The sequence below is a fragment of the uncultured Oscillibacter sp. genome (genome assembly GCF_950073225.1).
In the GTDB taxonomy this organism is placed as follows: domain Bacteria; phylum Bacillota; class Clostridia; order Oscillospirales; family Oscillospiraceae; genus Oscillibacter.
The window spans coordinates 88,371-114,597 of the sequence record NZ_CATMPS010000006.1; the positions used below are offsets into that span (position 1 = coordinate 88,371).

A 26,227-nucleotide genomic window follows, 5' to 3' on the forward strand; every position below is an offset into this window, starting at 1 on the left:
CAAGCAAAAAACCGGCGGACCGAAACGGTCCGCCGGTTCTCTTTTTTCTAAACCTCTCAGCGCACGTTCTGCACGAAGCGGCTGAGGATCACCGCTACCTGGGCCCGGCTGGCGTTCCCCCTGGGGGACAGGGTATCGGCGGAAACGCCGTTGACCAGGCCCGCCGACACGGCCCAGCTCAAGGGCTCCACGGCATAGGAGGCAACCTGTCCCGCGTCGGCAAAGGCGTTCAGCGCCGTCCGGCCGGACACGTCCCGCCCCTTTTGAGAGGCATAGCGATACAAAAACGCCGCCAGCTGCTCCCGGGTGATGAGGTTATTGGGCCGGAACGTCCCGTCTCCGTAGCCGTTGACAATGCCGCCCGCCGAGGCCCAGGAGACGGCGGCGGCGTAATAGGCCCCGGGGGCCACGTCGCTGAAGGTGGTCTGCCCGGCGGGCTCACCCCCCACGAGGATAAAGGAGGAATCGGCATTCCCCTGAACGGGGGCGGGAGAGCCCTCCAGCCGGTAGAGAATGGCCACGATCTGCCCCCGTGTGGTGGAGGCGTTGGGAGTGAACGTGTCGGCGGCGGTGCCGTTCATCAGCCCCGCCTCAAAGACGTAGCGCACCGCGTCATAGCACCAGTCCCCCGGCCGCACGTCCTGGAACGCCAGGACGCTCTGGACGGGGTCGGGCTCGTCTCGATCCGCCTCCAGGGAAATCCGTCCCTCGAAGATGGGCTGGAGGCTCCGGTCCAGCAGCAGCAATTCCGCCCGGGCGGGGAGGCGGAAGGCGCTCCCCGGCGTCAGCGTCCCCAGGTCCAGGGACCGGCCCGACAGGGGCTCGTCCTCCGCCACCAGGTAGATGGTCACAACGGTTTCATCCCGGTCCGCCTCCACATGGCAGTCCGGGCTGTAGGCCTCCCGAAGCCCGGACGCAAAGCGGGCGTCGGGGCACTCCCCCTCTAAAGCCAGCTCCAGCTGGAGGGCGCAGACCTGGCGGTCCAGGCCCTCCAGGGTGAGGCGGACCTCGCCGTCCCGCTCCCGGCAGAAGAGGGTCGGATTGCCCCGGGCCGCCGCCGTCACCGGCAGGGCGCAGAGCAGGCACAGGGCCAGAAGGCCGGATACAATACGCTTCATTCGCCTTCCTCCAATTCGATGGCCGGCAGGTCCTCCCCGCCGGGGGTGTTAATCCAAAGCGTCTCCGCCGTTACCCGCTGGCTCTCCGCCAGGGTAGGCTTGTCCGTCCGGGAGAGCACCGCCCGCATCTGGGCGGGCAGGAGGCTGGCGGCGTTGCACGCGCTGGTCCCGCCCTGGAGCTCCGCCTCCTTCTGGACGTTGGGGATGAAGATGAAGAGGCCGTCGCTGATGTCGCAGACCTTGCCGTCGGCGGGAATCTCCGCGAAAAGCAGGGCCCTGCCGTCCAGCCAGCGGGATTCGGTGGTAGTCTGAACCTCCTCCGCCTCTCCGGTGAGGACGGTCCGGGTGAACCGGCCCTCGATCTTCACCGTCTGATAGGCCGGGTCGCCCCGGTAGGTGCCGGTGACAATCAGCGTCCCGGCGGGGATGACCTGCCCGGCCCCCGTGCCGTAGCGGTATGCCTTGGACAATACGCCCACGGCCCCGTTCTCCAGGAAGGCCACGTCGTCCCCGGCGTAGCTGATGAGCTGGGGAGCCACGTTCTCCGGGACGCCGGTGACAACGATGGTTTTCGCATCGTAAGTCCAAATGCGGGTGTCCGCCGCCTCCGCGCCGGGCTTCTGGAAATAGGTCAGGTAGCTGCTCTTGTCGTCCACGGCCTGGTTTCCCTGGCCGAAGTCGCCGGAGCGGGCAGTGGTGGTTTTTCCGTCCTTATCTGTGACGGTGACGGTGAATTTACCCGACGCGGGGACCCCTGTCAGCTTCAAGCCGGAAACCGGGGTTTCCTCCTTCATAGTAAAGGTAACGGTGGTCCCGTTCCGGGAAATGTCATAGGCGTCCGCCGGGACGGTTTTGTCGTAGGCAATCCGCAGCTCCGGGGCCGAGGCCTCGGCAATGCGGTTCCCCAGGGTGTCATAGGCCCGGACGCTGTAGGCAAAGGTCCGGTGGTTGGCGGAGCCGATGGTATCCGTATAGACGGCCTCCGTAGTGAAGGCGATGGGAACGCCGTTGCGGAGGATCTCATAGCCCTGGACCTTCCCCTGGGTGACGGAGGAGGTGATGGTCAGCTTGACCGCCTTCTCCCCCTCCAGAGCCGCCGTCAGGGAGACGGTTCCCTGGCCCATGGAAACCCCCGCCAGCCGGTCCCGGCGGCTTTGATCGCTGAGATACCAGAGGGCCCGGGTCTCCTCCGGAAGCTTCGCCAGCTCCGCCTTGGTGCCGTCGCTGAGGGTCATGCCCCAGCGGGTGAAGAACTCCGTCAGATTCCGGTTCGCCACGGCGGAGGCGGTGCGGGCCACCCGGTCCTGATAATTGGTTTCGCCGCCGAAATAGGTCCCCGCCTTCCAGGCCTTGAAGAAGCGGTTGTAGAAGTCCATGGGCTTGTCCCCGCCGTCATAGGCCAGGTGGAGCTGCCAGTAGAGCCCCAGCTGGACGAACACGTCGTTGGAGTCGCCGGGGAGGCCCTGGGCGGTCTTTGTGAAAATGCCCGGGTATTTGCCGCTCTTCTCCAGGCGGGAGGCCAGGGTGTTCTGCTTCCCGTCGTAGGTCTGGACCATCAGTGCATAAAGGTTGTTGGTGATTTCGGCTTTGCCCAGCTTATCCATGTTGTGGCCGATTTCGTGGGCGATGCCCCAGCCGAAGAGCCGGTTCGCCGTGTCGGAGGCCCCCATGGAGCTGATGGGCTTTCCGCAGACCATGCCGGCGCAGGAGCCGTAGCCAATGCCGATGTGGTTCCCCGCCGCGTACATGAACGCTCCCGCGAACATCTGCATGCAGCGGATGTTCTGGCGGGTCCGCATGTCGTTTTGGGCGTAGGTCTTGTCGATGCCCTGGGTGGTTTTGCAGATGTGCATCACGTCCTCCCAGGCCAGGACGGCCTGGTACAGGGTCTCGATCCGCTCCGCCCGGCTCCGGCCCGCGCCGCTTTGCACCGCCGCCGCGGGCAGGGAGAGCAGCATGGTGGGGGTGGAAATCTCCGTAACGTTGCGGAAGTTCGTCTGCGCGTCTCCCGCCAGACCGGCGGCATAGGCTTCCAGCTCGTCCACGTAGCGGCCCAGCTCCGTTCTCCGCTGGCCGTCGTTCCAGGCATGCCAATCCGCCAGCTCCAGCACCGGGATGTCCGTTCCCCGGCGGATGTGGAGGCGGATGCCCTCGGGATTCGCGCCGCCGTAGGTCAGATACAGGCTGCCGCCCCGGGGGGTGTTCTGGCTGCCGATCTGGGGAACCGTCAGCACATTCCGCCCGTTGGACAGCGCTCCGATCTCCGCCCGCCAGGCGGAGGCCTCGGCGTTGAACTGGCTGGCGTAAACCGTCAGCTTCTGTCCCGCCGGGATGCCGGAGGCGTAGACGGTCAGCTCCTGCCCCGCCCCGGCGGCCACGCCCAGGGGCTGGAGGTCGCTGCCGCCCTGCTGGTACTTCGCGTCCGCTCCGGCGCTGCGGGACTGGACGCCGCTTTGCACCACGCCGGAGGAGGTCCCGCTCCGCAGCAGCTCCTCCGCCAGGTCCAGCTCGTCCGCCAGGGTGTCCAGGTTCATGTAATAGTTCCGCTCGCCGCTCTCCAGCCGCTGCCGGAGGGCCTGGATGTCCGCCTGGGTGACGCCGGGGCGCAGGACGGTCCGCAGCTCGTCGGAGAAGAGGGCCGTGATGTTGTCCGGCAGGCAGCGGGCCGGATCGTACTCCATAAACATCAGCTCCGACAGGCTTACCGCCGTGTAGGCCGTCTGCTCGATGGTAACGGCGATCTTCACCACGTCCGTCACCGGCTCGAAGGGCAGTACGGCAAACTTCGTCACGGCGGGGTTGTTCCCCACAGGCAGCCAGGTGTTATGGTCGGAAGCACTGCCCCCCTGAAGGGGATTCGGCGACACCAGGGTGCCGGGGCCGTTCAAATTGTCGCCCTGGCGCCAGACGGTGACGGTGTAGAGCCGGAGGTTGTTGGGATAGCTTCCGTCCAGCCGGGGGACCCAGATGACGCTGCTGAGGTCCACAGGCCGGCTGAAGGAGGCCAGGACCTGCTTGTTGTTCCACCAGTTGCCGTCCCCATAGGCATGGGAGGTCCAGTGGGTGCTGAAATCCCCGTCGTTCATGTATTCCGGCTGGAAGGGCTTGCTGGCGGGATAGGCGGTGGGTGACACGTTCCGGGGGTCTGCCAGCCAGACCCGCTCGACGTCCGCCCCCTCCAGGATTCCCTCGGCGGGGATGCCCTCCGGACGGGAGTAATCCACGGCGTTGGGGGTTCCCAGGGCGGTGCGGGAGGGCCCGCTGACCCCCACGCTGTTCCCCGCCTGGATGTAGACGGAATAGGTGACGCCGTTGGTCAGGTCCGTGATAACCGTGCTGGTATTGCTGAGGCGGCCGCCCCACTGGCGGTAGCCGGACTCATCCTCGGCCTTGTAATAGACGTCGTAGAAGGTGGCGTTCTCCGCCGCCTTCCAGCCCACGGACAGGGCGCTGTCCAGGGAGCTTACGCTCACCATGTCCGGCGCGCTGGGAGCCCGGGCGGGCTGGGGCGTGGCGGACACGGGGTCACAGGCGGTCCCCTCCCAGGCGCCGTCCACGGGGATGACGGTGAACAGATAGGTTTTCAGATTCTCCAGCCCCGTGACCTCCGCCCGGGGCACGTCCACCCGCAACGAGCGGCGGCTGCCGCTGCCGTCCTGGAGCCAGTAGTCCACCCGGTAGCCGGAGACGTTGGGCACCTCGCTCCAGCGGAGGCTGACCTTCTCACTCCCGGCGGCGGCGGTGAGGTTCCGCACCACGCTGCCGGCGGCGGAGGGCCGCTCCGGGATGATCTCCCGGAGGAACTGGATGGATTCCACGGTGGTGTAGTCCCCGCCCTCGGTGCGGGTGACGGTGATGACGATCTCCTTTACCGCCACCCGGCGGCCCAGGGAGATCTTCACCACGCTGCTGCCCTCCACGGGGCCGATGGCGCGAATCCCCTCGGGCAGGGAGAGGTCGAAGGGGATGGTCTCCCCGCTTCCGTCCTCATAAGTCACGGCTACGGAGCCCTCCCGCATGGCCTCGGGCCCCTCGGGGGAGACGATCCGGATCTCCTCCATCTCCACCGGCTCCGCCAGGGAGACGGCCAGCTCCAAGGGCATGCCGGAGAGGGTGACGGTCTGGCCGTTATTCCGGAACAGGTCTTCCAGGATGCCGGAGGACAGGCTGGCCCCCTCCCCCAGGCGGATCTCCTCCACCGGCGGGGCCAGGAGGTTCGTGTCCCGGACCTCCGGGCGGCCCTCTGCGTTCCGGTTCCGGCTGACGATGGCCAGGTCGTACACGTCCACCACGCCGTCGCCGTTCAGGTCATAGCGCTCCAGGTCCCGGCGGCCGGCGGAGCCCAGGGCCTCCGCCAGCTCCTCCCGGTCCCGGCTGCTGACCCGGCCGTCGCCGTCCACGTCCCCCAGGGTGAAGGAGGCGTCCGCCGTGCCCAGGGTGACATGCTGGGAATAGCGGTCAATGGTCAGCTCCTGGCGGCAGTCCGCGTAGCCGTCCCCGGTAAATTCCAGGGTGTAATTCCCCTGGGGCAGGCCGGAGACGGACATGTCCAGATAGCCGGGCCATCTTCCGCCGCCCAGCTCTCCGCCGTCCTGGTTCCGCAGGGCCACAACGGCGGGATAGCCGCCCAGGTCCGCCCGGCCGTCTTCCTCCGTCAGGTCCAGCGCTCCCAGGGAACGGCCCTCCTGGTACAGCTCCGCCCGGACCCTCCGATCCTGGAGGGCCTCCAGGGTCTGGGGCCAGTCCACCCGGACCGTGGCGGAGATGCCGCCCAGGTCCGCGCCGCCCCAGGCGGCCTCCGCCGCCGGAAGCCCGGGGACCAGCAGCGCCCCGGCCAGCAGCAGGGATAAAACTCGTTGTTTGATGCGCATAGGGAGCGTCCTCTCTTTTCTGCGTCCTGGCCGGGAATGCCGCCGCCCAGGAAACTGCTGTTATGTGCAGATTATAGCAATTTCCCCCCGCCTTGACAAGATGGAGTTTCCGCCGGGAGGGCCGCAAAAATCCCCCTTGCAATCCCACCTTCCGTCCTGTATAATAAATTGTCATTTTATTTACATTGGGAGGACTTCGCTATGGCGGACGAAATCAAAGCGCCGGAGCTGGAAAGCCGGAATTTTATTCACGCGTTCATTGAGGAAGACGTGGCCCCCGGCGGGCAGTTCGAGGGCATGACGGTCCACACCCGCTTTCCTCCGGAGCCCAACGGCTATCTCCACATCGGCCACTGCAAGGCCCTGACCATCGACTTCGGCACCGCCGAGAAATACGGCGGGCTGTGCAACCTCCGCATGGACGACACGAACCCCACCAAGGAGGACGAGGAGTTTGTGGAGGCCATCCAGGAGGACATCCACTGGCTGGGCTTTGACTGGGGGGACCGCTTCTTCTTCGGCTCCGACTACTTTGAGGAGGACTACCGCCAGGCGGAGGGCCTCATCAAAAAAGGCCTGGCCTACGTCTGTGAGCTCAGCCCGGAGGAGTTCAAGGAGTACCGGGGCGGCGTGGGCGTCCCCGCCCGGAGTCCCTACCGGGACCGGCCCATAGAGGAAAGCCTGGACCTTTTCCGCCGGATGCGGAGTGGAGAGTTCCCCGACGGGGCCATGACCCTCCGGGCCAAGATTGATCTTAACAGCGGCAACTTCAACATGCGGGACCCGGTGCTCTACCGGATTAACCACCTGCCCCACCACCGCCACGGGAATACGTGGTGCATCTACCCCATGTACGACTTCGCCCACCCCATCCAGGACGCCCTGGAGGGCATCACCCACTCCCTCTGTTCCCTGGAATTTGAGGCCCACCGGCCTTTGTACAACTGGGTGGTGGAGAACTGCGACCTGCCCGCGAAGCCCCGGCAGATCGAGTTCGCCCGCCTGGGAATCGACCACACGGTCATGAGCAAGCGCAAGCTCCGCCGCCTGGTGGAGGAGGGCCGGGTCTCCGGCTGGGACGACCCCCGGATGCCCACCCTCTGCGGCCTCCGCCGCCGGGGCTACACCCCCAAGTCCATCCGCAATTTCTGCGAGCGCATCGGCGTGGCCAAGTCCGCCAACGTGGTGGAGTACGGCTTCTTGGAGCACTGCCTCCGGGAGGACCTGAACGCCACGGCGGAGCGGGTCATGGCGGTGCTCCGGCCCGTGAAGCTCACCATCACCAATTACCCCGGGGAGAAGACGGAAACCGTCACCGTGGAAAACAACCCCGTGGACCCCGCCGCCGGAACCCGGGAGGTTCCCTTCTCCCGGACGCTTTGGGTGGAGGCCGACGACTTCCTGGAAACCCCCGTGCCCAAGTACAAGCGGCTCTATCCCGGCGGCCCGGAGTGCCGTCTCAAGGGAGCCTATCTCATCCGCTGCACCGGCTGTGTGAAGGACGAGGCGGGGAACGTAACGGAAATCCTCTGCGAGTACGACCCGGAGAGCCGGGGCGGCGACCCCGCCGACGGGCGGAAGGTCAAGGGGGCCACCATCCACTGGGTGGACGCCGCCACCGCCGTGGACGCGGAGGTCCGGCTGTACGACAATCTCTTCTCCGACGAGAATCCCGACGCCGCCGACAAGGATTTCATCGAGTGCCTGAATCCCAACTCCCTGGAGGTGCTGACGGGCTGCAAGGTGGAGTCCTCCCTGGCGGAGGCGAAGGCCCCGGCGAATTTCCAGTTCCTGCGGCAGGGCTACTTCTGCCTGGACAGCAAGGACAGCGCGCCGGGCCACCTGGTGTTCAACCGGAGCGTCAGCCTGAAGGACAGCTTTAAGAAATAAAATGGAACCGCCGGAGGGAAATCCCTCCGGCGGTTTTTCGCTTAATCCTCGATGGTGGTCGTGATGACGCTGGTATAGGTTTCCGCAGAGGCGGAGCTCTCCGTTGCCACGTTGTAATCCGTGTCCCCGTCCTGGGAGGAAAGCTGAACCTCGCAGTCCTCCAGGGTGCCGGTAACCGTCACGCCCACGTCCTCGCCTCTGGCGGTCTTCACCGTCCCGGTATAGACGCCGTTTTCCGCGATTTCGTCGGTGATGTCAAACTCCGCATTGTCCACGGTCAGAATCAGCTTGCCGTCCTCGAGCTGCGCGTCCGCAAAGACGCCGGTGACCTCCACCCGTGCTCCCGCGTCGTTTTCCAGCACGATACGGGAATCGTCCTGGAAGATGATGCGCATGTTCTCAAACAGTTCGCCGTTGGTGGCGGCGTTGGCGCTGACCGCCAGAGCCAGGGTCAGTACGGCGGCCATGGCCACCGCCCGCAGGGCCTTCAGCGGCCGCCGCATGGTCTTTTTATTCATCTCGTTCATTTTTACAAGGACCTCCTTCTTCGCCTCGCCGGAGGCCCGGAGCCGGGAGAAGGTCTCACGATACAGTCTTTCGTCCATCATCAGGCTTCCGCCTCCTTCAGTTTGGTTTTCAATTGCCCTCTGGCCCGCATGAGCCAGGTCTGGACAGTGGACGCCTTGGCCCCCAGCAGCTCGCCGGCCTCCTTCACGGAGTAGCCCTCATAGTAGTAAAGGTACACCGCCGCCCGGTACTTGGGGGGCAGGGCCATCACCTGCCGGAACAGCTCCGATTGGGCGGGCCGGTCGAAGACCGCGGCCTCCTCCGCCTCGTCCAGGGGATCGGTCCGCCGCCGCCAGGGGGAGCGGAGGAGCTTTTTGCACTCGTTGGCCGCCACCCGGAGGAGCCAGTGCTTCTCGTGGTCCGGCGACTCGAACTCCCTGGGCTCCACGTAGAGCTTCAGCAGGGACTCCTGCATCACGTCCTCGGCGTCCGCCCGGTTTTTCAGGTAACTGTACGCCAGCCGGAACACCATGTCGCCATAGAGCTCCACGGCCTCGTGGAATCGCTGGTCCGTCAACGCGTCTCACCTCCTTTTGGGTTGGTTTGGAAGGGCCCTTCTGTAAGGGATATCCCTCAGGGGTCCATGATATCCCACAAAGCTGAAAATTTTCTCAAAAAAAACCGGGGGACCCAAAACGGGTCCCCCGGCGGAAGTTCCGCCGCCGCTTCAGCTTGGCCGATTGCCGGGCGGGCTAAACTGTCATTTCTTCTCCTGCCACTTGCTGACGCAGAGGGAGCAGGCGATGTCGCCGGTGACGTTCAGGCAGGTGCGGCCCATGTCGAAGAGCCGGTCCACCGCCACGATGAGGCCGATGTAGGCCACGGGGATACCCAAGGTCTCCAGCACCATGGCCAGCATGATCATGCCCGCGCCGGAGACGCCGGCGGTGCCGATGGAGGCCAGGGTGGCGGTTACCACCACAATGACCATCTGGCCGATGGTCAGGTGGATGCCCGCGCAGGAGGCGATGAACACCGTGGCGACGCACTGATAAATCGCCGTACCGTCCATATTGATGGTGGAGCCCAGGGGCAGGACGAAGGCGGCGATGTCGTCCTTGGCTCCCAGCTCATGGGCGCACTCCTTGGAAACCGGCAGGGTGGCCGCGGAGGACGTGGAGGTGAAGGCGAAAATCATGGCCGCGAAAGCGCCCTTGAAGAACTTCACGGGGCTCATGCCCACGACTATCTGCGCAGACAGGGAGTAAACCAGGACGGCGTGGACGGCGTAGCCGATGTACGCGCAGAGAATGACCAGGAAGAGAGAGCCCAGAATGGCCGCGCCCTGGGTGGCGGTGACCCACGCCATATAGGTGAACACGCCGATGGGAGACAGGGAAATGACGAACTCCATCAGCTGCTCAATGACGGCGTACATAGAGCCCACCAGATCCCGGCAGAGCTTGCCCTTCTCGCCCGCCATCATAATGGCCCCGCCGAAAAACAGGGAGACCACAATGACCTGGAGCATGTTGGCGTTGACAAACGCGCCCCACATGTTGCTGGGGAAGATGTCCACCAGCACGGACATAAAGCCGTTGAAGGCCTTGGGCTCGTACTCCGCCGCGCCCAGCTCCGCAGAGAGGTCCGGGAACAGGCCCGCGCCCATGAAGATGTTGGCGAAGACCAGGCCGATGACGCAGGCGATGGCGGTGGTGCAGAGGAAGTAGGCCACCGTCTTCACACCCACGGAGCCCACCTGCTTCATGTCGCCCATGGAGAGGATGCCGTCGATCATGCTCAGCAGCACCACGGGCACCACGATGAACTTCAAAAGATTCACGAAGATGTCGCCGAAGGGCTTCAGATACGTCGCGGTAAAGTCCGCCAAACCGGCGAAGTAGCAGACCAGGCCCACCGCGATACCGGCGACAAGCGCAATCAGTATCCGCACAGGCAGGTTGTTTTTCTTCTTCATACACTCACCTCATAAAAATAAAATCTTTGGGGCCCTCCAGGCGGTCCGTCTGTGTTTTGGACAAATGTCCTGCCGGGAATCCTCTCCAAATTAGCCACATTATACCAAAGCCGCCGGCAAATGTAAAGGGAAAATAGAAAGATTGTGAAATAGTTATGAAAAATTCGTGAACGAAGAGCGGATGTCTGATGATATCGTCAGACATCCGCTCTTCTGCGTCCGGTTTACTCGCCCCGCACGGAATAGCCGCAGAAGCGGATGGCGGCTTTCGCCAGCTCCTCCGTGGGGTCCGCGCAGGGGAGGTCCAGCCCCAGCTCCCGGACCGCCAGGGGCAGCTCCGTGCAGGCCAGGAGAAAGCACGCCGCGCCACGGCCCGCCATGCCCTTCGTGACGGAGAGGAACGCCTCCCGGTACGCCTCCGGCGGGGCCCCGGCCTTCACGCCTTGATAGATGACCTCCATCAGCCGCGCCCGCTCCGCCGCGTCCGGGACCAGGAAGGGCACACCCCGGCCCGCCAGGGCCTCCTGGTACAGCCCCGCCGAAAGGGTGCCGGTTGTGGCCAAAATTCCAACCGTCCTCCCCGGAAACCGATCCCGGCAGGCGTTCGCCGCCGCCTGGATCATGCTGAGGAAGGGCAGCTTCGTCAAGGGCTCCAGCCGGGGAAGGAAGTAGTGGGCGGTGTTGCAGGGCATGATCACGCAGTCCGCCCCGCAGAGCTCCAGGTGCCGCAGGGCGTCCGCCATGGCGGGGACGGGGTCCTCCCCGCCCTCCAGGATGGCGGCGGTGCGGTCGGGGATGGAGGCGTTGCTGTCTATGTAGATCCGGATATGGTCATTGTCCCGGCCGGCGCCGGTGAGGGCCGTGATTTTTCGGAACAGGTCCGCCGTGGCCATGGGGCCCATGCCCCCCAGAATGCCAATGGTCTTTTTCATAAACGTCCATCCTTAAAGTAAGTTTTCGCCGCCGCTTCGGCCCGGTTATTCACCGGATTGCCAAAGCGCCCGCGCCTTCTTTGGGTTCCGTTTCCCGCAAAACGCGGCTAGCCCCAAAAGTCCGGGAACAGCAGCTCGCTGCCCACCTTCACCGTCAGCAGGATCAGCACGACAATGACCGTCGGGCGGACGATCCGGCTGCCGTTTTTGATGGCCAGGCCGGAGCCGATGTAGTGTCCCGCGATGGAGGCCACGGAGGCGATGAGCCCCACGCCCCAGAATACATAGCCCGAAGCCATCTGCGTCACCAGGCTGCCGATGTTGGAAGAGAGGTTGATCACCTTCACGCCTCCCGCCGCGTGGCGGGTGTCCAGCTTCGCCAGGCGGATGAATATAATCATCAGGAAGGTCCCCGTACCGGGACCGTAGTACCCGTCGTAGCCGCCAATGACGAATGCCGCGGCCCAGACGATGGCAATCTGCCTCCGGCGGCTGATCTCCCCCGGCTCGTCGGGCCACTCCCGGTTCCGCAGGGTGATGAAGGCCACCACCGGCAGCACCAGCAAAAGCATGTACTTCAAGACCGCGTCCGGCGTCCGGTGCTGGAGCCAGGTGCCCGCAACGGACCCCGTCAGGGAGAAGAGGATGGAGGGCCCGAAGAGCCTCCAGTCCACATACCCGTTTTTGATAAACCGGGCGGTGGAAAAGCAGGTGCCGATGGCGGCGGAGACCTTGTTGGTCCCCAAGGCGTAGGGCGCGGGGAGGCTGCCGAAGGCGATCAGATGGGTGGGCACGGAGATGATGCCGCCGCCGCCGGCGATGGCGTCCATGAAGGACGCCAGGAACACGCCCAGACAGATCAGCAGCACCACCCAGAGGGGGAAGCCGTCGAAGCGCAGGGCCGTCAGAAACTGGAACATGGAGAACCTCCTGAAAACATTGGATTATTTTGCTATCATACCGCAGACCGGCGGCAAAATCAACATCCCGCCATTTTTTATTAGCACACTTCCCCATTTTTCCCTTCCATCTTTTGAACATTTTGCCGAAGGTCACCAAAAATTATTGTGAATCTTGAAACAGATTTGGGGGAACCTGCTAAAAGATGGCCGGTTTTTTCGACAGGACCGTCCTTGACGCTATTTTTCAAAAGAAGTATAATATTCCAGAATAACTAATCGATTGCTTGAGACACAGCCCGCCGCGTCTGGACGGCGGGCGGGGCGTCCCGGAGGGACGCCCGGGAAATCGGCGGGCCGCTCGCCTATAAGCGGCAGCTGCGGGTTTGGAGAGGTCCCGCAGCTATGCACGGAGGTTGACTATGGCAAAACACGATTACGCCGAACGCTTCCACGCCGGAACCCTGACGGACGGCTGGCGCTGGTTCGGCTCCCACCCCGATAAGAAAAACGGCGCGGAAGGCTGGACCTTCCGGGTCTGGGCCCCGCACGCCCAAAGCGTCTGCGTCGTGGGCGACTTCAACAGCTGGACAGACGGCGTCCACCCCCTGACCCGGGACGGCGAGATCTGGGAGGGCTTCATCCCCGGCCTTGGGGAATACACGTCCTACAAGTACGCCGTCACCGGCCCCGACGGGGAGGTCCGGCTGAAGACGGACCCCTACGCCTTCCACTGCGAGACCCGCCCCGCCACCGCCGGAAAGCTCTATGACATTGAGGATTTCAAGTGGACCGACGCCGCCTTCCTGGCCAAGCAGGAAAAGCACCAGGTCTACGAGTCCCCCCTGAACATCTACGAGGTCCACCTGGGCTCCTGGAAGAAGCGGCCCAACGGGGATTTTTACGATTACAAGGACATGGCCAAAGAGCTGGCCGCCTACGTCAAGGAGATGGGCTATACCGCCATTGAACTGCTGCCCGTGCTGGAGCATCCCTTCGACGGCTCCTGGGGCTACCAGTGCACCGGCTACTTCGCCCCCACCTCCCGGTACGGCACCCCCAAGGACTTCCTCTGGTTCGTAAACCACATGCACAAAAACGGCATCGCCGTCATCCTGGACTGGGTCCCCGCCCACTTCTGCAAGGATGCCCACGGGCTCTATGAGTTCGACGGCGGCTGCTGCTATGAGTACAGCGACCCCAACAAGTGGGAGCACGCCTCCTGGGGCACCCGGGTCTTCGACTACGGACGGCCCGAGGTAAAGAGCTTCCTCTTCTCCTCCGCCCGCTTCTGGCTGGAGGAGTGCCACATCGACGGCCTCCGGGTGGACGCGGTGGCTTCCATGCTCTACCTCGATTACAGCCGCCAGGGCGGGGCCTGGACCCCCAATAAGTACGGCGGGCACGAAAACCTGGAGGCCATCGACTTCCTCCGGGAGCTCAACGCCATGGCCTTTTCCGTGAAGCCCGGCGTCATGATGATCGCCGAGGAATCCACCGCCTGGCCCATGGTCAGCCGCCCCGCCGACATCGGCGGCCTCGGCTTCAACCTCAAGTGGAACATGGGCTGGATGAACGACATGTGCCACTATCTGAAGCTGGACCCCTGGTTCCGCCAGGATCACCATAAGGACATCACCTTCTCCATGATGTACGCCTTCTCCGAGAACTTCGTGCTGCCCATCTCCCACGACGAGGTGGTCCACATGAAGGGCTCCGTGGTGGGAAAGATGCCCGGGGACTACACGAACCAGCTCCGCTGCACCCGGGGCTTCTACGCCTACCTGCTGGCCCACCCGGGCAAGAAGCTTCTCTTCATGGGCGCGGAGCTGGGCCAGTGGCACGAGTGGAACGACAAGGAGTCCCTGGACTGGTATCTGCTGGAGAACGAGGAGAACCAAAAGATCCACCGCTTCTTCAAGGAGGCCAACGACTTCTACAAGAAGGAGCCCGCCCTGTGGGAGATCGACTTCAGCTGGGAGGGCTTCGAGTGGCTGGTGGTGGACGACAACCACAACAACGTGGTGGTCTTCCTCCGCAAGGATAAAAAGGGCCGGAACCTCCTCTGCGCCGTCAACTTCTCCCCCAATACTTACGAGGGCTACCGCATGGGCGTCCCCGCCCACAAGCAGTATACCCCCGTCTTCAACACCGACGCGGCGGAATACGGCGGCGACGGCTTCGGCGACACGGAGCCCGTCCCCGTGGAGGCCGCCCCCTCCCACGGCAAGGAGCACTCCGCCGCCATCCGCATCCCCGCCTTCGGCGCGGTGTTCCTCCGGGGCGAGGGGACCTTCCCCAAGCCCAAGGCCGTCAAGGAGCCCAAGGCCCCCAAGGCCGTGAAAGCGGTGGAGAAGGTTTCCAAGGCCGCGGGGAAAACCGTGAAGGCCTCCGCCAAGGCCCTGGTAAAAACCGTCAAATCCTCCGCCAAGGCGGAGAAGGCCCCCAAGGAGGGCAGCGCTGAAAAACCCGCAAGAAAGCCCAGAGCGAAAAAACAGGCAAAGGAGCTGAAAGAGACATGAAGAAAGAATGCATTGCCATGCTGCTGGCCGGAGGACAGGGCAGCCGCCTTTATGTCCTCACCGGAGACATGGCAAAGCCCGCCGTTCCCTTCGGCGGCAAGTACCGCATCATCGACTTCCCCCTCTCCAACTGCACGAACTCCGGCATCGACACCGTGGGCGTGCTGACCCAGTACCGCCCCCTGGAGCTGAACAGCTATATCGGCAGCGGCCAGCCCTGGGACCTGGACGGGTCCACCGGCGGCGTCCACATCCTGCCTCCCTACCAGGGGGCCAAGGGCGGCACCTGGTACAAGGGCACCGCCAACGCCATCTATCAGAACCTGGGCTTCATCGATATGCACGACCCCGAGTATGTGGTCATCCTCTCCGGCGACCACATTTACAAGATGGACTATTCCGACATGCTGGCCCGCCACAAGGCGGCAAACGCCGCCTGCACCATCTCCGTCATGGAGGTGCCCTGGGCCGAGGCGCCCCGCTTCGGCATCATGAGCGTGGACGGGGACGACATGATCACCGAGTTCGCCGAAAAACCCAAGGAGCCCAAGAGCAACCTGGCTTCCATGGGCATTTACGTATTCTCCTGGAAGGCCCTGCGGCAGTACCTTATCGACGATGAGAACACGGAAGGGTCCGAAAACGACTTCGGAAAGAACATCATCCCCTCCATGCTGGCGAACAATGAGCGCATGGCCGCCTACCGCTTTGCCGGCTACTGGAAGGACGTGGGCACCCTGGAATCCCTTTGGGACGCCAATATGGACATGCTGGCCCCCGAGTCCGGCCTGGACCTGCGGGACCGCTCCTGGCCCATCTACGCCCGCTCCGTCAGCGCTCCGCCCGCCTTCCTGGGGACGAACTCCGCGGTGGCCCACAGCGCCGTGAACCGGGGCAGCGTGCTGGAGGGCGTGGTGGAGAACTCCGTCCTCTCCCAGAACGTCACCGTGGGCGAGGGCGCGGCGGTGCGCTATTCCGTTCTCTTCCCCAACGTGGAAGTGGCCCCCGGCGCGGTGGTGGAGTACGCCATCCTGGGCGAGGGCTGCAAAATCGGCCCGGGCTGCCGCGTGGGCGGCACGCCGGAAAATACGCCGGAGGGCTGGGGCCTGACGGTGCTGGCCCCGGGCTGCCAGCTGCCTGAGGGCAAAGACGCCAAAGCGGGTATCATGCTGAACCGCAACGGTGAGGAGGTGTCCAAATGAACGGACTGCACGGAATTATTTTCACCTATGAGCGCCGCGGCAACCTCCAGGAGCTGGGTTCCATCCGCTCCTCCGCCTCCATTCCCTTCGGCGGAAGGTTCCGGGCGGTGGACTTCGCCCTCAGCGGCCTGGTGAACGCCGGGGCCACCGACGTGGGCATCATTCTCCACGGCCATTACCAGAGCCTGCTGGACCACCTGGGCACCGGCAAGGACTGGGACCTGAGCCGCAAGCGGGGCGGCCTGCGCCTTCTGCCCCCCTTTAACTATAAGGGCGAGTGGGGCGCCATGCCCTACCGGGGCCATATCGAGGCCCTGACCGCCGTGCGGACTTACCTGGAAGAAATCCGCCAGGACTATGTGGTCATGATGGACGGCGACCTGGTGGCCAACCTGCCCCTGAGCGACGTGTATGAAAACCATCTGAAATCCGGGGCGGACATCACCGTGGTCTGCGCCAACGACAGCTTCATGACCGAGGACGGCACCTACTTCCAGGTGGGAGAGGGCGGCCGGGTCGCCGAGGTCTTTGTCAGCCCCCACACCCCCCGGGGCCTCCGGGGGCTGGGAACCTACGTGGTCTCCAAGAAGCTGCTGCTGGAGCTGGTGGACGACTGCGCCGCTAAGGACCAGCTCAGCTGGCGGGGGGACGTGCTCCAGGCCCGGAAGGACCAGCTGAACATCCAGAGCTACATCTGGAAGGGCTACGCCGCCCAAATTCGTTCCGTCCAGGAGTATTACGACCGCAGCATGCAGCTGCTGGACCCCGCCATCCGGGCGGATCTGTTCTGCGCGCAGCGCCCCGTCCGGGCCAAGAACGCGGACCTCAGCTCTACCTACATCGGCTCCGGCGGAAAGTGCGTCAACTCTCTGTTCGGCGACGGCTGCTCCATCGAGGGCGTGGTAGAGAACTCCATTCTCTTCCCCGGCGTTACCGTGGAGGCCGGCGCGGTGGTGCGCAACTGCGTGATTTTCAAGGACTCCATTGTCCGCAAGGACGCGCAGCTGAGCTATATCATTGCCGACAAGGATGTCGAGGTCCTTCCCGGCCGGACGCTGATGGGTCATGTCACCTATCCCATTGTCCTGGCCAAGGGCAGCAAGGTATAAAGTTTCATAAAAGGGGGGCGGCCTCGTCCCCCTTTTATGATTGAAAGGCCGGATTGACCCCGGCCCCACAATTTGGTATAATAAGGGCGGCGCTTTTCCGGCGGCGCTTCAGCCGCCGATCCCTTCCAAAGTCTCGTGCCTCCGGCCTGCGCCGGGGCCGATATGAAAAGGAGTACGTGTATGAAAATCTTGTATGTGACCAGCGAAGCGGTCCCCTTCTGTAAAACCGGCGGCCTCGCCGACGTGGCCGGTTCCCTTCCCCCCGCCCTGGCGGAGCAGGGCGCCGAGGTGGCCGTGGTCCTGCCCCTCTACCAGCGGGTCCGGGAGCGCTTCGGAAACGAGCTGAAATTCGAGTGCTACGACTACGTAGACCTGGCCTGGCGGCACAATTACTGCGGCCTCTTCTCCCTGGAGAAGGACGGCGTGACCTGGTACTTCCTGGACAACGAGCAGTACTTCAACCGGGGCTCCCTCTACGGCCAGGCCGACGACGGCGAGCGCTTCGCTTTCTTTTCCCGGGCCGTGGTGCGGATGCTGGACCACTTCAAATTCTGGCCCGAGGTGGTCCACTGCAACGACTGGCAGTCCGCCCTGGTCCCCATCTACCTGAAGGACGACGGCGTGCGGGAAGACCGCTACCGCTCCATCAAGACCGTGGTCACCATCCACAACATCGAGTATCAGGGCCGGTACAACCCCTACGTCCTGGGCGAGCTCTTCGGCCTGGACGCCGGCTGGGCCAAGGACGGCACCATGCTGCTGGACGGGGACGCCAACCTCCTCAAGGGCGCCATCCTCTGCGCCGACGCGGTTAACGCCGTCTCCCCCACCTACGCCAACGAGCTGAAAATGCCCTACTTTGCCCACCGGATGGAGGGCATCATGCGCCAGTGCTCCAACAAGCTCTCCGGCGTGTTGAACGGCATCGACATGAAGCTCTACGACCCCCGGACCGACGGGCGCATTCTGAAGAATTTCTCCCTCGAGGATATGGAAGGCAAAGACGCCTGCAAAGCCGAGCTCCAGCGGATGGTGGGCCTGCGGGAGGAGCCCCATACCCCCATTGTGGCTATGGTAAGCCGCCTGGTCTCCCACAAGGGCCTGGACCTGATCTGCGAGGTGCTCCACGATATGATGGAGCTCCCCATGCAGCTGGTGGTCCTGGGCACCGGCGACCAGCGGTATGAGGACTTCTTCGGCTGGGCCGCCCAGCAGTATCCCGGCCGGATGTCCGTCCGCATGGACTATAACGAAGATCTGTCCATGGCCATTTACGCCGGCGCGGACCTCTTCCTCATGCCCTCCAAGAGCGAGCCCTGCGGCCTGAGCCAAATGATCGCCATGCGCTACGGCACCGTGCCCATCGTCCGGGAGACCGGCGGCTTGAAGGATACCGTCCAACCCTGCGAGTCCTGGCGGGACGCCGGAAACGGCTTCTCCTTCGCCAACTACTCCAGCGGCGACATGCTCCATGTTATCCGAGAGGCCGTGTACCTATATAAGGACTATCCCGACGTCTTCGGACGGCTCCGCCAGCGGGCCATGTCCTGCGATTTCAGCTGGGCCCGCAGCGCCAGGGAGTATCTGCGCATCTATGCCACCATCACCGGCCAGACCTGGCCCATCCACAGCGACACCCGCCGGGCCCTGGAGGTTTCCGAGGGAGAGGCCGCCCCCGCTGAGGAGCCCGTCCCCACTGAGGAACCCGCGCCTGTCGTGGAAGCCGCCCCTGCCGAGGAGCCCGTGCCCGCCGTGGAAGCCGCCCCCGCTGAGGAGCCCGCCCCCGCTGAGGAGCCCGCCCCCGCTGAGGAGCCCGCCCCCGTCGCGGAAGCCGCCCCCGCCGAGGAGCCCGCACCCGTCGTGGAAGCCGCGCCCGCCGAGGAGCCCGCGCCCGCCGAGGAGCCCGCCCCCGCCGAGGAGCCCGCGCCTGTTGAGGAGCCCGCTCCCGCCCCTGAGAAGCCCGCCAAGAAGACTCGGAAAACCGCTTCTAAAACCGCCTCCAAAGCTGACAAAGCTGAGAAGAAAACCGAAAAGAAGTCAACCTCAAAGAAAGGAACCGCCGGCAAGAAAAAGTCTGCGGAGTGAGAACGCTTATGGCATCGATTACGACGAAAGAACTGGAAGAAGCCCTGTCCGCCAAACTGATGACCAACTTCGGCAAAGCCGCCGATGAGGCCACCGACGGCGAAATGATGCGGGCCAGCGCCCTGGTCCTCCGGGACATGATGGCCCTCCGGGAGGTTGAAACCCGGAAGAAGACCCGTCAGAACAAGAAAAAGCAGGTCCACTACCTGTCTATGGAATTCCTCATCGGCCGCAGCCTGATGAAAAACGCCTATAACCTGGATCTGCTGCCTCAGCTGAAAGAGGCCCTGGAGCACCTGGGCTTCAAGGCCGGGGACATCTTCGAGATGGAGCCCGACGCGGCGCTGGGCAACGGGGGTCTTGGGCGCCTGGCCGCCTGCTATCTGGATTCCATGACCACCCTGGAGATCCCCGCCACCGGCTATTCCATCTGCTACGAGCTGGGCCTGTTCAAGCAGAAGATCGTGGAGGGCCAGCAGGTGGAACTCCCCGACCACTGGAAGGACCTGGGCGCGGCCTGGCTGCTGCCCAAGCCCGCCGAAGCGCAAATGGTTTCCTTCGGCGGCACCGTCCGGGAGTTCTGGGCGGACGGCCATCTCCACACGGTCAATGAAAACGCCACCACCATCCAGGCGATCCCCTACGACATGGAAATCGCCGGATACGGCACGGGGCATGTCAACGTCCTCCGCCTGTGGGACCCCCGGCCGACCAAGGCCATCGACATGAGCCTCTTCGGCCAGGGCGAGTACCTGAAAGCCGCCGAGGAGGAGACCATGGCGGAAACCATCGCCAAGGTCCTCTACCCCGACGACAACCACATCGAGGGCAAATCCCTCCGTCTCAAGCAGCAGTATTTCTTCGTCTCCGCCACCATCCAGTCCATCACCGCCAAGCACCTGGACACCTATGGGACGCTGAAAAACTTCCATGAGAAAAACGTCATCCAAATCAACGACACCCATCCCACTTTGGTCATTCCGGAGCTGATGCGGGTCCTCATTGACGACACGGGAATGAACTGGGACGACGCCTGGTATATCACCACCCACGCCGTGGCCTACACGAACCACACCGTCCTGGCCGAGGCTCTGGAGCGCTGGCCCCAGACGCTGATGGAGCGCCGTCTGCCCCGCATCTGGCAGATCATTCAGGAGATCTCCAACCGCTGGCAGAAGCGGGTTGAGTCCTTCTACCATGACCCCGCCAAAACGAAGGAAATGGCCATCATCTGGGACGGGCAGGTCCGCATGGCGAACCTGTGCATCGCCGGAGGCATGGCCGTCAACGGCGTGTCCGCCCTCCACTCCGACATCCTGCGCAACGACGTCTTCAAGGACGCCTGCGCCATGGAGCCCACAAAGTTCCAAAACGTCACCAACGGCATTGACCACCGCCGCTGGCTCAGCGAGATCAACCCCGGCCTGGACGGCCTCATCAAAGAGCTGACCGGCGGGGACGCCTACCTCTCCGACGCCTCCGTCCTCCAGAAGCTGGACGCCTACGCGGACGACCAGACCGTGCTGAACCGGCTGGCGGAGATCAAGCGGAAAAACAAAGAGGCTCTCGCCGTTCACGCCAAGCGGAGCCGGGGCGTCATTCTGAACCCCGACGCCATCTTCGACGTTCAGGCCAAACGGCTTCATGAGTATAAGCGCCAGCTTTTGAACGTGCTGCACATCATCGCCCTGTACCAGAAGCTGCGGGACGATCCCAACGCCATCACCCAGCCCCACACCTTCCTCTTCGGCGCGAAGGCGGCACCGGGCTATGAGGTGGCCAAGCGGATCATCCGCCTGATCAACTCCCTGGCGGACCAGATCGAAAACGACCCCGTCTGCAAGGATAAGCTCCAGGTGGTCTTCCTGGAGAACTACCGGGTTTCCCTGGCGGAGGTGCTGATGCCCGCCAGCGAGGTGAGCCAGCAGATCTCCACCGCCGGCAAGGAAGCCAGCGGCACCGGAAACATGAAATTCATGATGAACGGTGCCCTGACCGTGGGCACCCTGGACGGCGCCAACGTGGAGATGCATGAGGTGCTGGGAGACGAGAACATGTTCCTCTTCGGCCTCCACGCCGACGAGGTGGAGGCCCTCAAGCGGGAGGGCTACGTGCCCCAGCGCTGGTATAACCGGGACGAGAAGCTCCGCCGGGCCATGGACGCCCTGCGCACCGGCTTCCGGGACGGCGTATGCTACGACGACCTCTATCAGCGGCTCCTGTTAGGGCTCGGCGGCAGCCCCGCCGACGAGTACCTGCTCCTGGCGGACTTCGCGTCCTACTGCGAGGCGGAAAAGCGCATGGTGGAGACCTACGCCGACCCCGTCAAGTGGAACCGCATGAGCCTCCACAACATCGCCCGCAGCGGCATCTTCGCCGCCGACCGCTCCATCGCCCAGTACGCCGACAACATCTGGCACGTACCTCACAAATAATTGCAAACCAATCAAAAGGGACGTATCCAAAACGGATACGTCCCTTGCGTTTATACGTTTGGTTTACAGAATGACCTTGCTGTCCACTTCTTCCCGAAGCTTCACGGCAAAGGCCTCCAGGCTCATGGCGCCCAGGTCCTCGCCGCCCCGGGTGCGGACGGAGACGGTTTTGTTTTCCACGTCCCGGTCGCCCACCACCAGCATATAGGGGTCCTTCTCCAGGGTGGCCTCCCGGATTTTCTTGCCGATCTTCTCGTTTCGGACGTCGGTCTCCACCCGGAAGCCCAGCTCGTCCAGGGTCTTGGCAAGCTCCGCGGCGTAAGCGTCCGCCCGGTCGGTGACGGTGAGGACCTTCACCTGGACAGGGCTCAGCCACAGGGGGAAGGCCCCGGCGAAGTGCTCGGTAATCACGCCGATGAAGCGCTCGATGGAGCCCAGGACCACCCGGTGAATCATGACGGGGCGGTGCTTCGCTCCGTCCTCGCCGGTGTACTCCAGCTCAAAGCGCTCCGGCAGCTGGCTGTCCAGCTGGATGGTGCCGCACTGCCAGGTCCGGCCCAGGGAGTCGGAGAGGTGGAAGTCCAGCTTGGGGCCGTAGAACGCGCCGTCCCCCTCGTTGATGACAAAGTCCTTGCCCATGTCGGTGATGGCGGCTTTCAAAATGTCCTGGTTCCGCTCCCACTCCTCCACGGTGCCGATGTGGTCCTCCGGCATGGTGGAAAGCTCAATGGTGTAGCTGAGGCCGAAGGTGGAGTAGACCTCGTCGAAGAGGCGAACCGTCTCCTGGATAACGTCCTGCATCTGCTCCCGGGTCATAAAGACGTGGGCGTCGTCCTGGTTGAAGCAGCGGACCCGGAAGAGGCCGTGGAGGGCGCCGGACAGCTCATGCCGGTGGACCAGGCCGATCTCCCCCACCCGCAGGGGCAGCTCCTTATAGGAGTGGGGCTCGCTGGCGTAGACCAGCATGCCGCCGGGGCAGTTCATGGGCTTCACCGCGAAGTCCACTTCGTCGATGACGGTGGTGTACATGTTGTTTTTGTAGTGGTCCCAGTGGCCGGAGCGCTCCCACAGCTGGCGGTTCAGCATGATGGGGGTGGAGATCTCCACGTAGCCGTACTTTTTGTGGACCTGCCGCCAATAGTCCAGCAGGGTATTTTTCAGCGTCATGCCCTTGGGCAGGAAGAAGGGGAAGCCGGGGCCCTCGTCCCGGAGCATGAACAGGCCCAATTCCTTGCCCAGCTTCCGGTGGTCCCGCTTCTTGGCCTCCTCAATGCGCTTGAGGTATTCGTCCAGCTCGTCCTTCTTGGGGAAGGCGATGCCGTAGATGCGCTGGAGGGTTTCCCGGTTGGAGTCTCCCCGCCAGTAGGCGGCGTTGCAGGCCGTCAGCTTAATGGCATTTCCCTTTACACGTCCTGTAGAATCCAAGTGGGGACCGGCGCAGAGGTCCGTGAACTCGCCCTGCTTGTAGAAGCTGATGGCGGCGTCCTCGGGGAGGTCGTTGATGAGCTCCACCTTGAAGGGCTCGCCCTTTTCCTCCATGAACTTCACGGCCTCCGCCCGGGGCAGCTCGAAGCGCTCCAGCTTCAGCTTCTCCTTGCAGATTTTCCGCATCTCGCCCTCGATTTTTTCCATGATCTCCGGGGTGAAGGGGAAGGGAGAGTCCATGTCGTAATAGAAGCCCTCGTCGATGGAGGGGCCGATGGCCAGCTTCACCTCCGGGTACAGCCGCTTCACCGCCTGGGCCAGGATGTGGGAGCAGGTGTGCCAGTAGGTCTTGCGGTAGGTTTCGTTTTCAAAGGTATACAGATTGCTTTCTTCACTCATGGTAATTCCTCCTTTTATTACGGGGCGGGGGCAAAAAATCCCACCCCTGATGAAGAATCAGGGGTGGGATACGAAAAACGCATTCCACGGTTCCACCCTGCTTGCGGCCCGGATGCGGACCGCCGCTCGCGTCCTCGGTAACGGGAGGGCCCGGCCCGGTTATCCCGGGCGGCTCGGGAGTGGTGGAGGCTCCGCGTTCGGCGCGGGACGCTTTCAGCATGCGCGTCCCTCTCTGGGCGTTTCCGGCGGCTCCGTCTCCGTCACAGCCAATTTGACAAAGACACTATAACACCAAGCGGCGGAAATGTCAAGCGTGCGGAAACGGCCATTTTTCCCCTGCCCGGTTCATATTCGTTGACAGCCGGAATATGGTTGTGGTATCATCTAAAAACTACATATACAGGGAGGCTTCCCCATGGATATTTTGGAACTGCTGCTGATCGCTGCCGGCCTTTCGATGGATGCCTTCGCCGTCTCCATCTGCAAGGGCCTGTCCGTCCAGCGGCTGAAGCCCCGGCACTACCTCCTCACCGGCGCCTGGTTCGGCGGCTTCCAGGCGCTGATGCCCTCCATCGGCTTCCTGCTGGGCTCCGCCTTTGACCAATATATCAGCGCCTTTGACCACTGGATCGCCTTCGTCCTCCTGGCCTTCATCGGCGGGAACATGGTCAGGGAGAGCCTTTCCGGGGACGAGGAATGTCACGACGATTCCTTCGGCCTCCGCACCATGTTCCTCCTGGCCGTGGCCACCAGCATCGACGCCCTGGCGGTGGGCGTCACCTTCGCCCTGCTGCCGGACGTGCATATCCTCTCCGCCGTGTCCCTCATCGGCGCCGCCACCTTCCTCCTCTCCGCCCTGGGGCTGAAAGTGGGCAACGTCTTCGGCCTGCGCTACAAGGCCCGGGCGGAGCTGGCGGGAGGCGTCATCCTGATTCTCATGGGCCTGAAAATCCTGCTGGAGCACCTGGGAATCCTCGCGTTCTGAGAAAAGCGCCCGCGCCGTCTTGGGCGCGGGCGTTTTGCCTTAGCGGTCCATCAAAATCAGGTTCTGGATGTTGTTCCGGTTTCTGCCGCTCTGGAGGAGATAGACGCTGTAAATCGCGTTGCTGGTCACGTCCAGGTACAGCGAGCCGAAAGTCTCGTGCGGCGGATAGACCCCCAGCCAGGCGGAGTCCATAGTCTCGATGTCCAGGCCGGAGGGCATGGGCGTCAGGTTCGTGTCGGCGTAGAAGAACTGGTAGGTGCCGGGCATGATACGCTTGAAGGCGGGGACCTCCTTAAACCGCAGGTCCGCCCAGACCACCCGGCCGTCGCTCATGATCACGTCCAGGGGGCCGCTGTTATAGGCCAGATTCCCGATGCGGAAGCTGGAATACCCGTTGGTGGGCGGGCAGCAGCTGTCGGTAATCTGCATCAGGTCCAGGCCCCCGGCGGTGTTGATGATGGCGATGGTGGTAATTCCGTTGGACTGGAAGGGCATGGTTTTCTGGATGTAGACATAGCCGTCGGTCCCCGTAACCGTCACCGTCTGGTAACCGGCGTTGACCTGGCCGTAGGTGGTGGCGGAGGCGTAGTTCAGCACGTTTACAAACCGGCGGTTGCCGACGAAAACGCGGAAGGCAGGATAGCCGTAGCCCGCGTTCAAAAAGCGGACCTTCGCCGCGCCAGGCCACACGCCGCCGATGACACCGGGCAGGACGATGATCCCGCCGCAGCCTCCGCCGTGACAGGGCCAGGTCTGATTTCCGCCGCCGGGGCCGGGGTAAACCGGGCCGCCCTCGCCGGGGTTGGGCAGGGGGATGACGGGCTCCACCACGCCGCCGCCGTCGGGACCGGGATAGACCGGGCCGCCCTCGCCGGGGTTGGGCAGGGGAATCACGGCCTCGCCTCCGTCCATGTTGCCGGGGTAGACAGGCCCGCCCTCGCCGGGATTAGGCAGGGGAATGACAGCTTCTCCCGACCGGCCGTTCCAGGCGGTGGGAGAGGAGAATTGCCGCATCATATTCTGATTCTGATTCATATATGCAGCCGGAAGCACGCTTCCGGCGTCCTCCTTTCGATTGGGGCTACGACAGTCTATGCCAAAGCCCCCTCTCCGGTTCATGATGCAAGAATGATGGAAGGACGATACAAACTATACTCCAAACAGGCATCTTGTCAAAGGACGTGATTTCCGTGAACAAAATCCTCATTGCCGAGGACGAGGCCCCCATCGCCAACCTCATCCGCACCGCCCTGGAGGGGGCGGGCTACCGCTGCGCCTGGGCCCCTGACGGGGCGGACGCGGCGGACAAGCTGGAAGCCCAGCCCTTCGATCTGGCGCTGCTGGACATTATGCTGCCCAAGGCCGACGGCTATGAGGTGCTGGAATACTGCAAAAGCCTGGAGGTGCCGGTGATCTTCCTCACCGCCAAGGGAGAGCTGGAGGACCGGGTGAAGGGCCTGCGCCTGGGGGCGGAGGACTATATCGTCAAGCCCTTCGAGCTGATGGAGCTGCTGGCCCGGGTGGAAACCGTCCTCCGCCGCTGCGGAAAGACAGGGCGGGTCCTCTCCCTGCCGCCGGACATTGAAATCGACACCGCCAGCCGCGTCGTGCGCCGGGCCGGGGCCCCCGTGGCCCTGACCGCCAAGGAGTACGATTTGCTGCTGCTCTTCCTGCAAAACAAAAACATCGCCCTCTACCGGGACCGAATTTATGAAAAGGTCTGGGGCGAGGAGTTCCTGGGGGACAGCCGGACCGTAGACCTCCACATCCAGCGGATGCGGAAGAAGCTGGGGCTGGAGAACCGGCTGGTGGCGGTTTATAAGGTGGGCTACCGGCTGGAGGTGTAGGGGCGGCATGACGGAAGCGGGCG

The 26,227-nt window shown here is 63.8% G+C and carries 17 protein-coding genes; 8 read left to right on the plus strand and 9 right to left on the minus strand.

Annotated features, from left to right (window positions below; all coding sequences use genetic code 11):
* Window positions 1-56: 56 nt before the first annotated feature.
* Window positions 57-1,118 (minus strand): S-layer homology domain-containing protein, encoded by a 1,062-nt coding sequence (locus Q1M04_RS05430; protein ID WP_295757016.1) that lies wholly within the window; start codon window positions 1,116-1,118, stop codon window positions 57-59.
* Entirely contained in the window at window positions 1,115-5,989 is a 4,875-nt protein-coding gene (locus Q1M04_RS05435) for a M60 family metallopeptidase (protein WP_297997515.1), read from the minus strand. The genes Q1M04_RS05430 and Q1M04_RS05435 overlap by 4 nt, the downstream gene beginning before the upstream one ends.
* 201 nt (window positions 5,990-6,190) lie before the next feature.
* On the opposite strand from Q1M04_RS05435, the gene Q1M04_RS05440 reads away from it, so the two are divergent.
* Entirely contained in the window at window positions 6,191-7,879 is a 1,689-nt protein-coding gene (locus Q1M04_RS05440; RefSeq protein WP_297997517.1) for a glutamine--tRNA ligase/YqeY domain fusion protein, read from the plus strand.
* Between the two features lie 41 nt (window positions 7,880-7,920).
* Here Q1M04_RS05440 and Q1M04_RS05445 read toward each other — a convergent pair whose 3' ends face one another.
* The 5 genes from Q1M04_RS05445 to Q1M04_RS05465 all read right to left on the minus strand — a co-directional run bounded on the left by Q1M04_RS05445 (window position 7,921) and on the right by Q1M04_RS05465 (window position 12,216).
* Window positions 7,921-8,487, minus strand: coding sequence for a hypothetical protein (locus tag Q1M04_RS05445; protein ID WP_297997519.1), 567 nt, complete (start codon window positions 8,485-8,487; stop codon window positions 7,921-7,923).
* Window positions 8,487-8,963 carry an RNA polymerase sigma factor gene (locus Q1M04_RS05450; RefSeq protein WP_293280737.1) on the minus strand — a complete coding sequence of 159 codons (477 nt, stop codon included), beginning with the start codon at window positions 8,961-8,963 and terminating at the stop codon, window positions 8,487-8,489. Before Q1M04_RS05450 ends, Q1M04_RS05445 begins: the two co-directional genes overlap by 1 nt.
* A gap of 183 nt (window positions 8,964-9,146) precedes the next feature.
* Entirely contained in the window at window positions 9,147-10,364 is a 1,218-nt protein-coding gene (locus tag Q1M04_RS05455; RefSeq protein ID WP_297997522.1) for a dicarboxylate/amino acid:cation symporter, read from the minus strand.
* 224 nt (window positions 10,365-10,588) lie between these two features.
* Window positions 10,589-11,296 carry an aspartate/glutamate racemase family protein gene (locus Q1M04_RS05460; protein ID WP_297997524.1) on the minus strand — a complete coding sequence of 236 codons (708 nt, stop codon included), beginning with the start codon at window positions 11,294-11,296 and terminating at the stop codon, window positions 10,589-10,591.
* 107 nt (window positions 11,297-11,403) lie between these two features.
* Window positions 11,404-12,216 carry a sulfite exporter TauE/SafE family protein gene (locus Q1M04_RS05465; RefSeq protein ID WP_297997526.1) on the minus strand — a complete coding sequence of 271 codons (813 nt, stop codon included), beginning with the start codon at window positions 12,214-12,216 and terminating at the stop codon, window positions 11,404-11,406.
* 401 nt (window positions 12,217-12,617) lie between these two features.
* Between Q1M04_RS05465 and glgB the strand changes: the two genes are divergently transcribed.
* The 5 genes from glgB to Q1M04_RS05490 all read left to right on the plus strand — a co-directional run bounded on the left by glgB (window position 12,618) and on the right by Q1M04_RS05490 (window position 21,548).
* Entirely contained in the window at window positions 12,618-14,717 is a 2,100-nt protein-coding gene (glgB, locus tag Q1M04_RS05470; RefSeq protein WP_297997528.1) for a 1,4-alpha-glucan branching protein GlgB, read from the plus strand.
* On the plus strand, window positions 14,714-15,919 hold the full coding sequence (locus Q1M04_RS05475; protein ID WP_297997531.1) for a glucose-1-phosphate adenylyltransferase: 1,206 nt from the start codon (window positions 14,714-14,716) through the stop codon (window positions 15,917-15,919). Before glgB ends, Q1M04_RS05475 begins: the two co-directional genes overlap by 4 nt.
* Window positions 15,916-17,028: a glucose-1-phosphate adenylyltransferase subunit GlgD gene (glgD, locus tag Q1M04_RS05480; protein ID WP_297293749.1), complete on the plus strand. Its 1,113-nt coding sequence runs from the start codon at window positions 15,916-15,918 to the stop codon at window positions 17,026-17,028. The genes Q1M04_RS05475 and glgD overlap by 4 nt, the downstream gene beginning before the upstream one ends.
* Before the next feature lie 180 nt (window positions 17,029-17,208).
* A complete protein-coding gene (gene glgA / locus Q1M04_RS05485; RefSeq protein WP_300346127.1) occupies window positions 17,209-19,113 on the plus strand; it encodes a glycogen synthase GlgA in 1,905 nt (634 codons plus the stop codon).
* Between the two features lie 8 nt (window positions 19,114-19,121).
* Window positions 19,122-21,548 carry a glycogen/starch/alpha-glucan phosphorylase gene (locus Q1M04_RS05490; protein WP_293280580.1) on the plus strand — a complete coding sequence of 809 codons (2,427 nt, stop codon included), beginning with the start codon at window positions 19,122-19,124 and terminating at the stop codon, window positions 21,546-21,548.
* 63 nt (window positions 21,549-21,611) lie between these two features.
* Here Q1M04_RS05490 and thrS read toward each other — a convergent pair whose 3' ends face one another.
* Window positions 21,612-23,372 (minus strand): threonine--tRNA ligase, encoded by a 1,761-nt coding sequence (gene thrS, locus Q1M04_RS05495; protein ID WP_300346130.1) that lies wholly within the window; start codon window positions 23,370-23,372, stop codon window positions 21,612-21,614.
* A gap of 415 nt (window positions 23,373-23,787) precedes the next feature.
* On the opposite strand from thrS, the gene Q1M04_RS05500 reads away from it, so the two are divergent.
* Complete coding sequence (locus Q1M04_RS05500) at window positions 23,788-24,357, plus strand: manganese efflux pump MntP family protein (RefSeq protein ID WP_297293752.1); 570 nt, start codon at window positions 23,788-23,790, stop codon at window positions 24,355-24,357.
* Between the two features lie 39 nt (window positions 24,358-24,396).
* Here the strand turns inward: Q1M04_RS05500 and Q1M04_RS05505 are convergent, their stop codons facing one another.
* Complete coding sequence (locus Q1M04_RS05505; protein ID WP_300446783.1) at window positions 24,397-25,410, minus strand: DUF4397 domain-containing protein; 1,014 nt, start codon at window positions 25,408-25,410, stop codon at window positions 24,397-24,399.
* 137 nt (window positions 25,411-25,547) lie between these two features.
* Here Q1M04_RS05505 and Q1M04_RS05510 point away from each other — a divergent pair, with 137 nt between their 5' ends.
* Window positions 25,548-26,204, plus strand: a complete 657-nt coding sequence (locus tag Q1M04_RS05510; RefSeq protein WP_293279245.1) for a response regulator transcription factor — start codon at window positions 25,548-25,550, stop codon at window positions 26,202-26,204.
* Window positions 26,205-26,227: the final 23 nt, after the last annotated feature.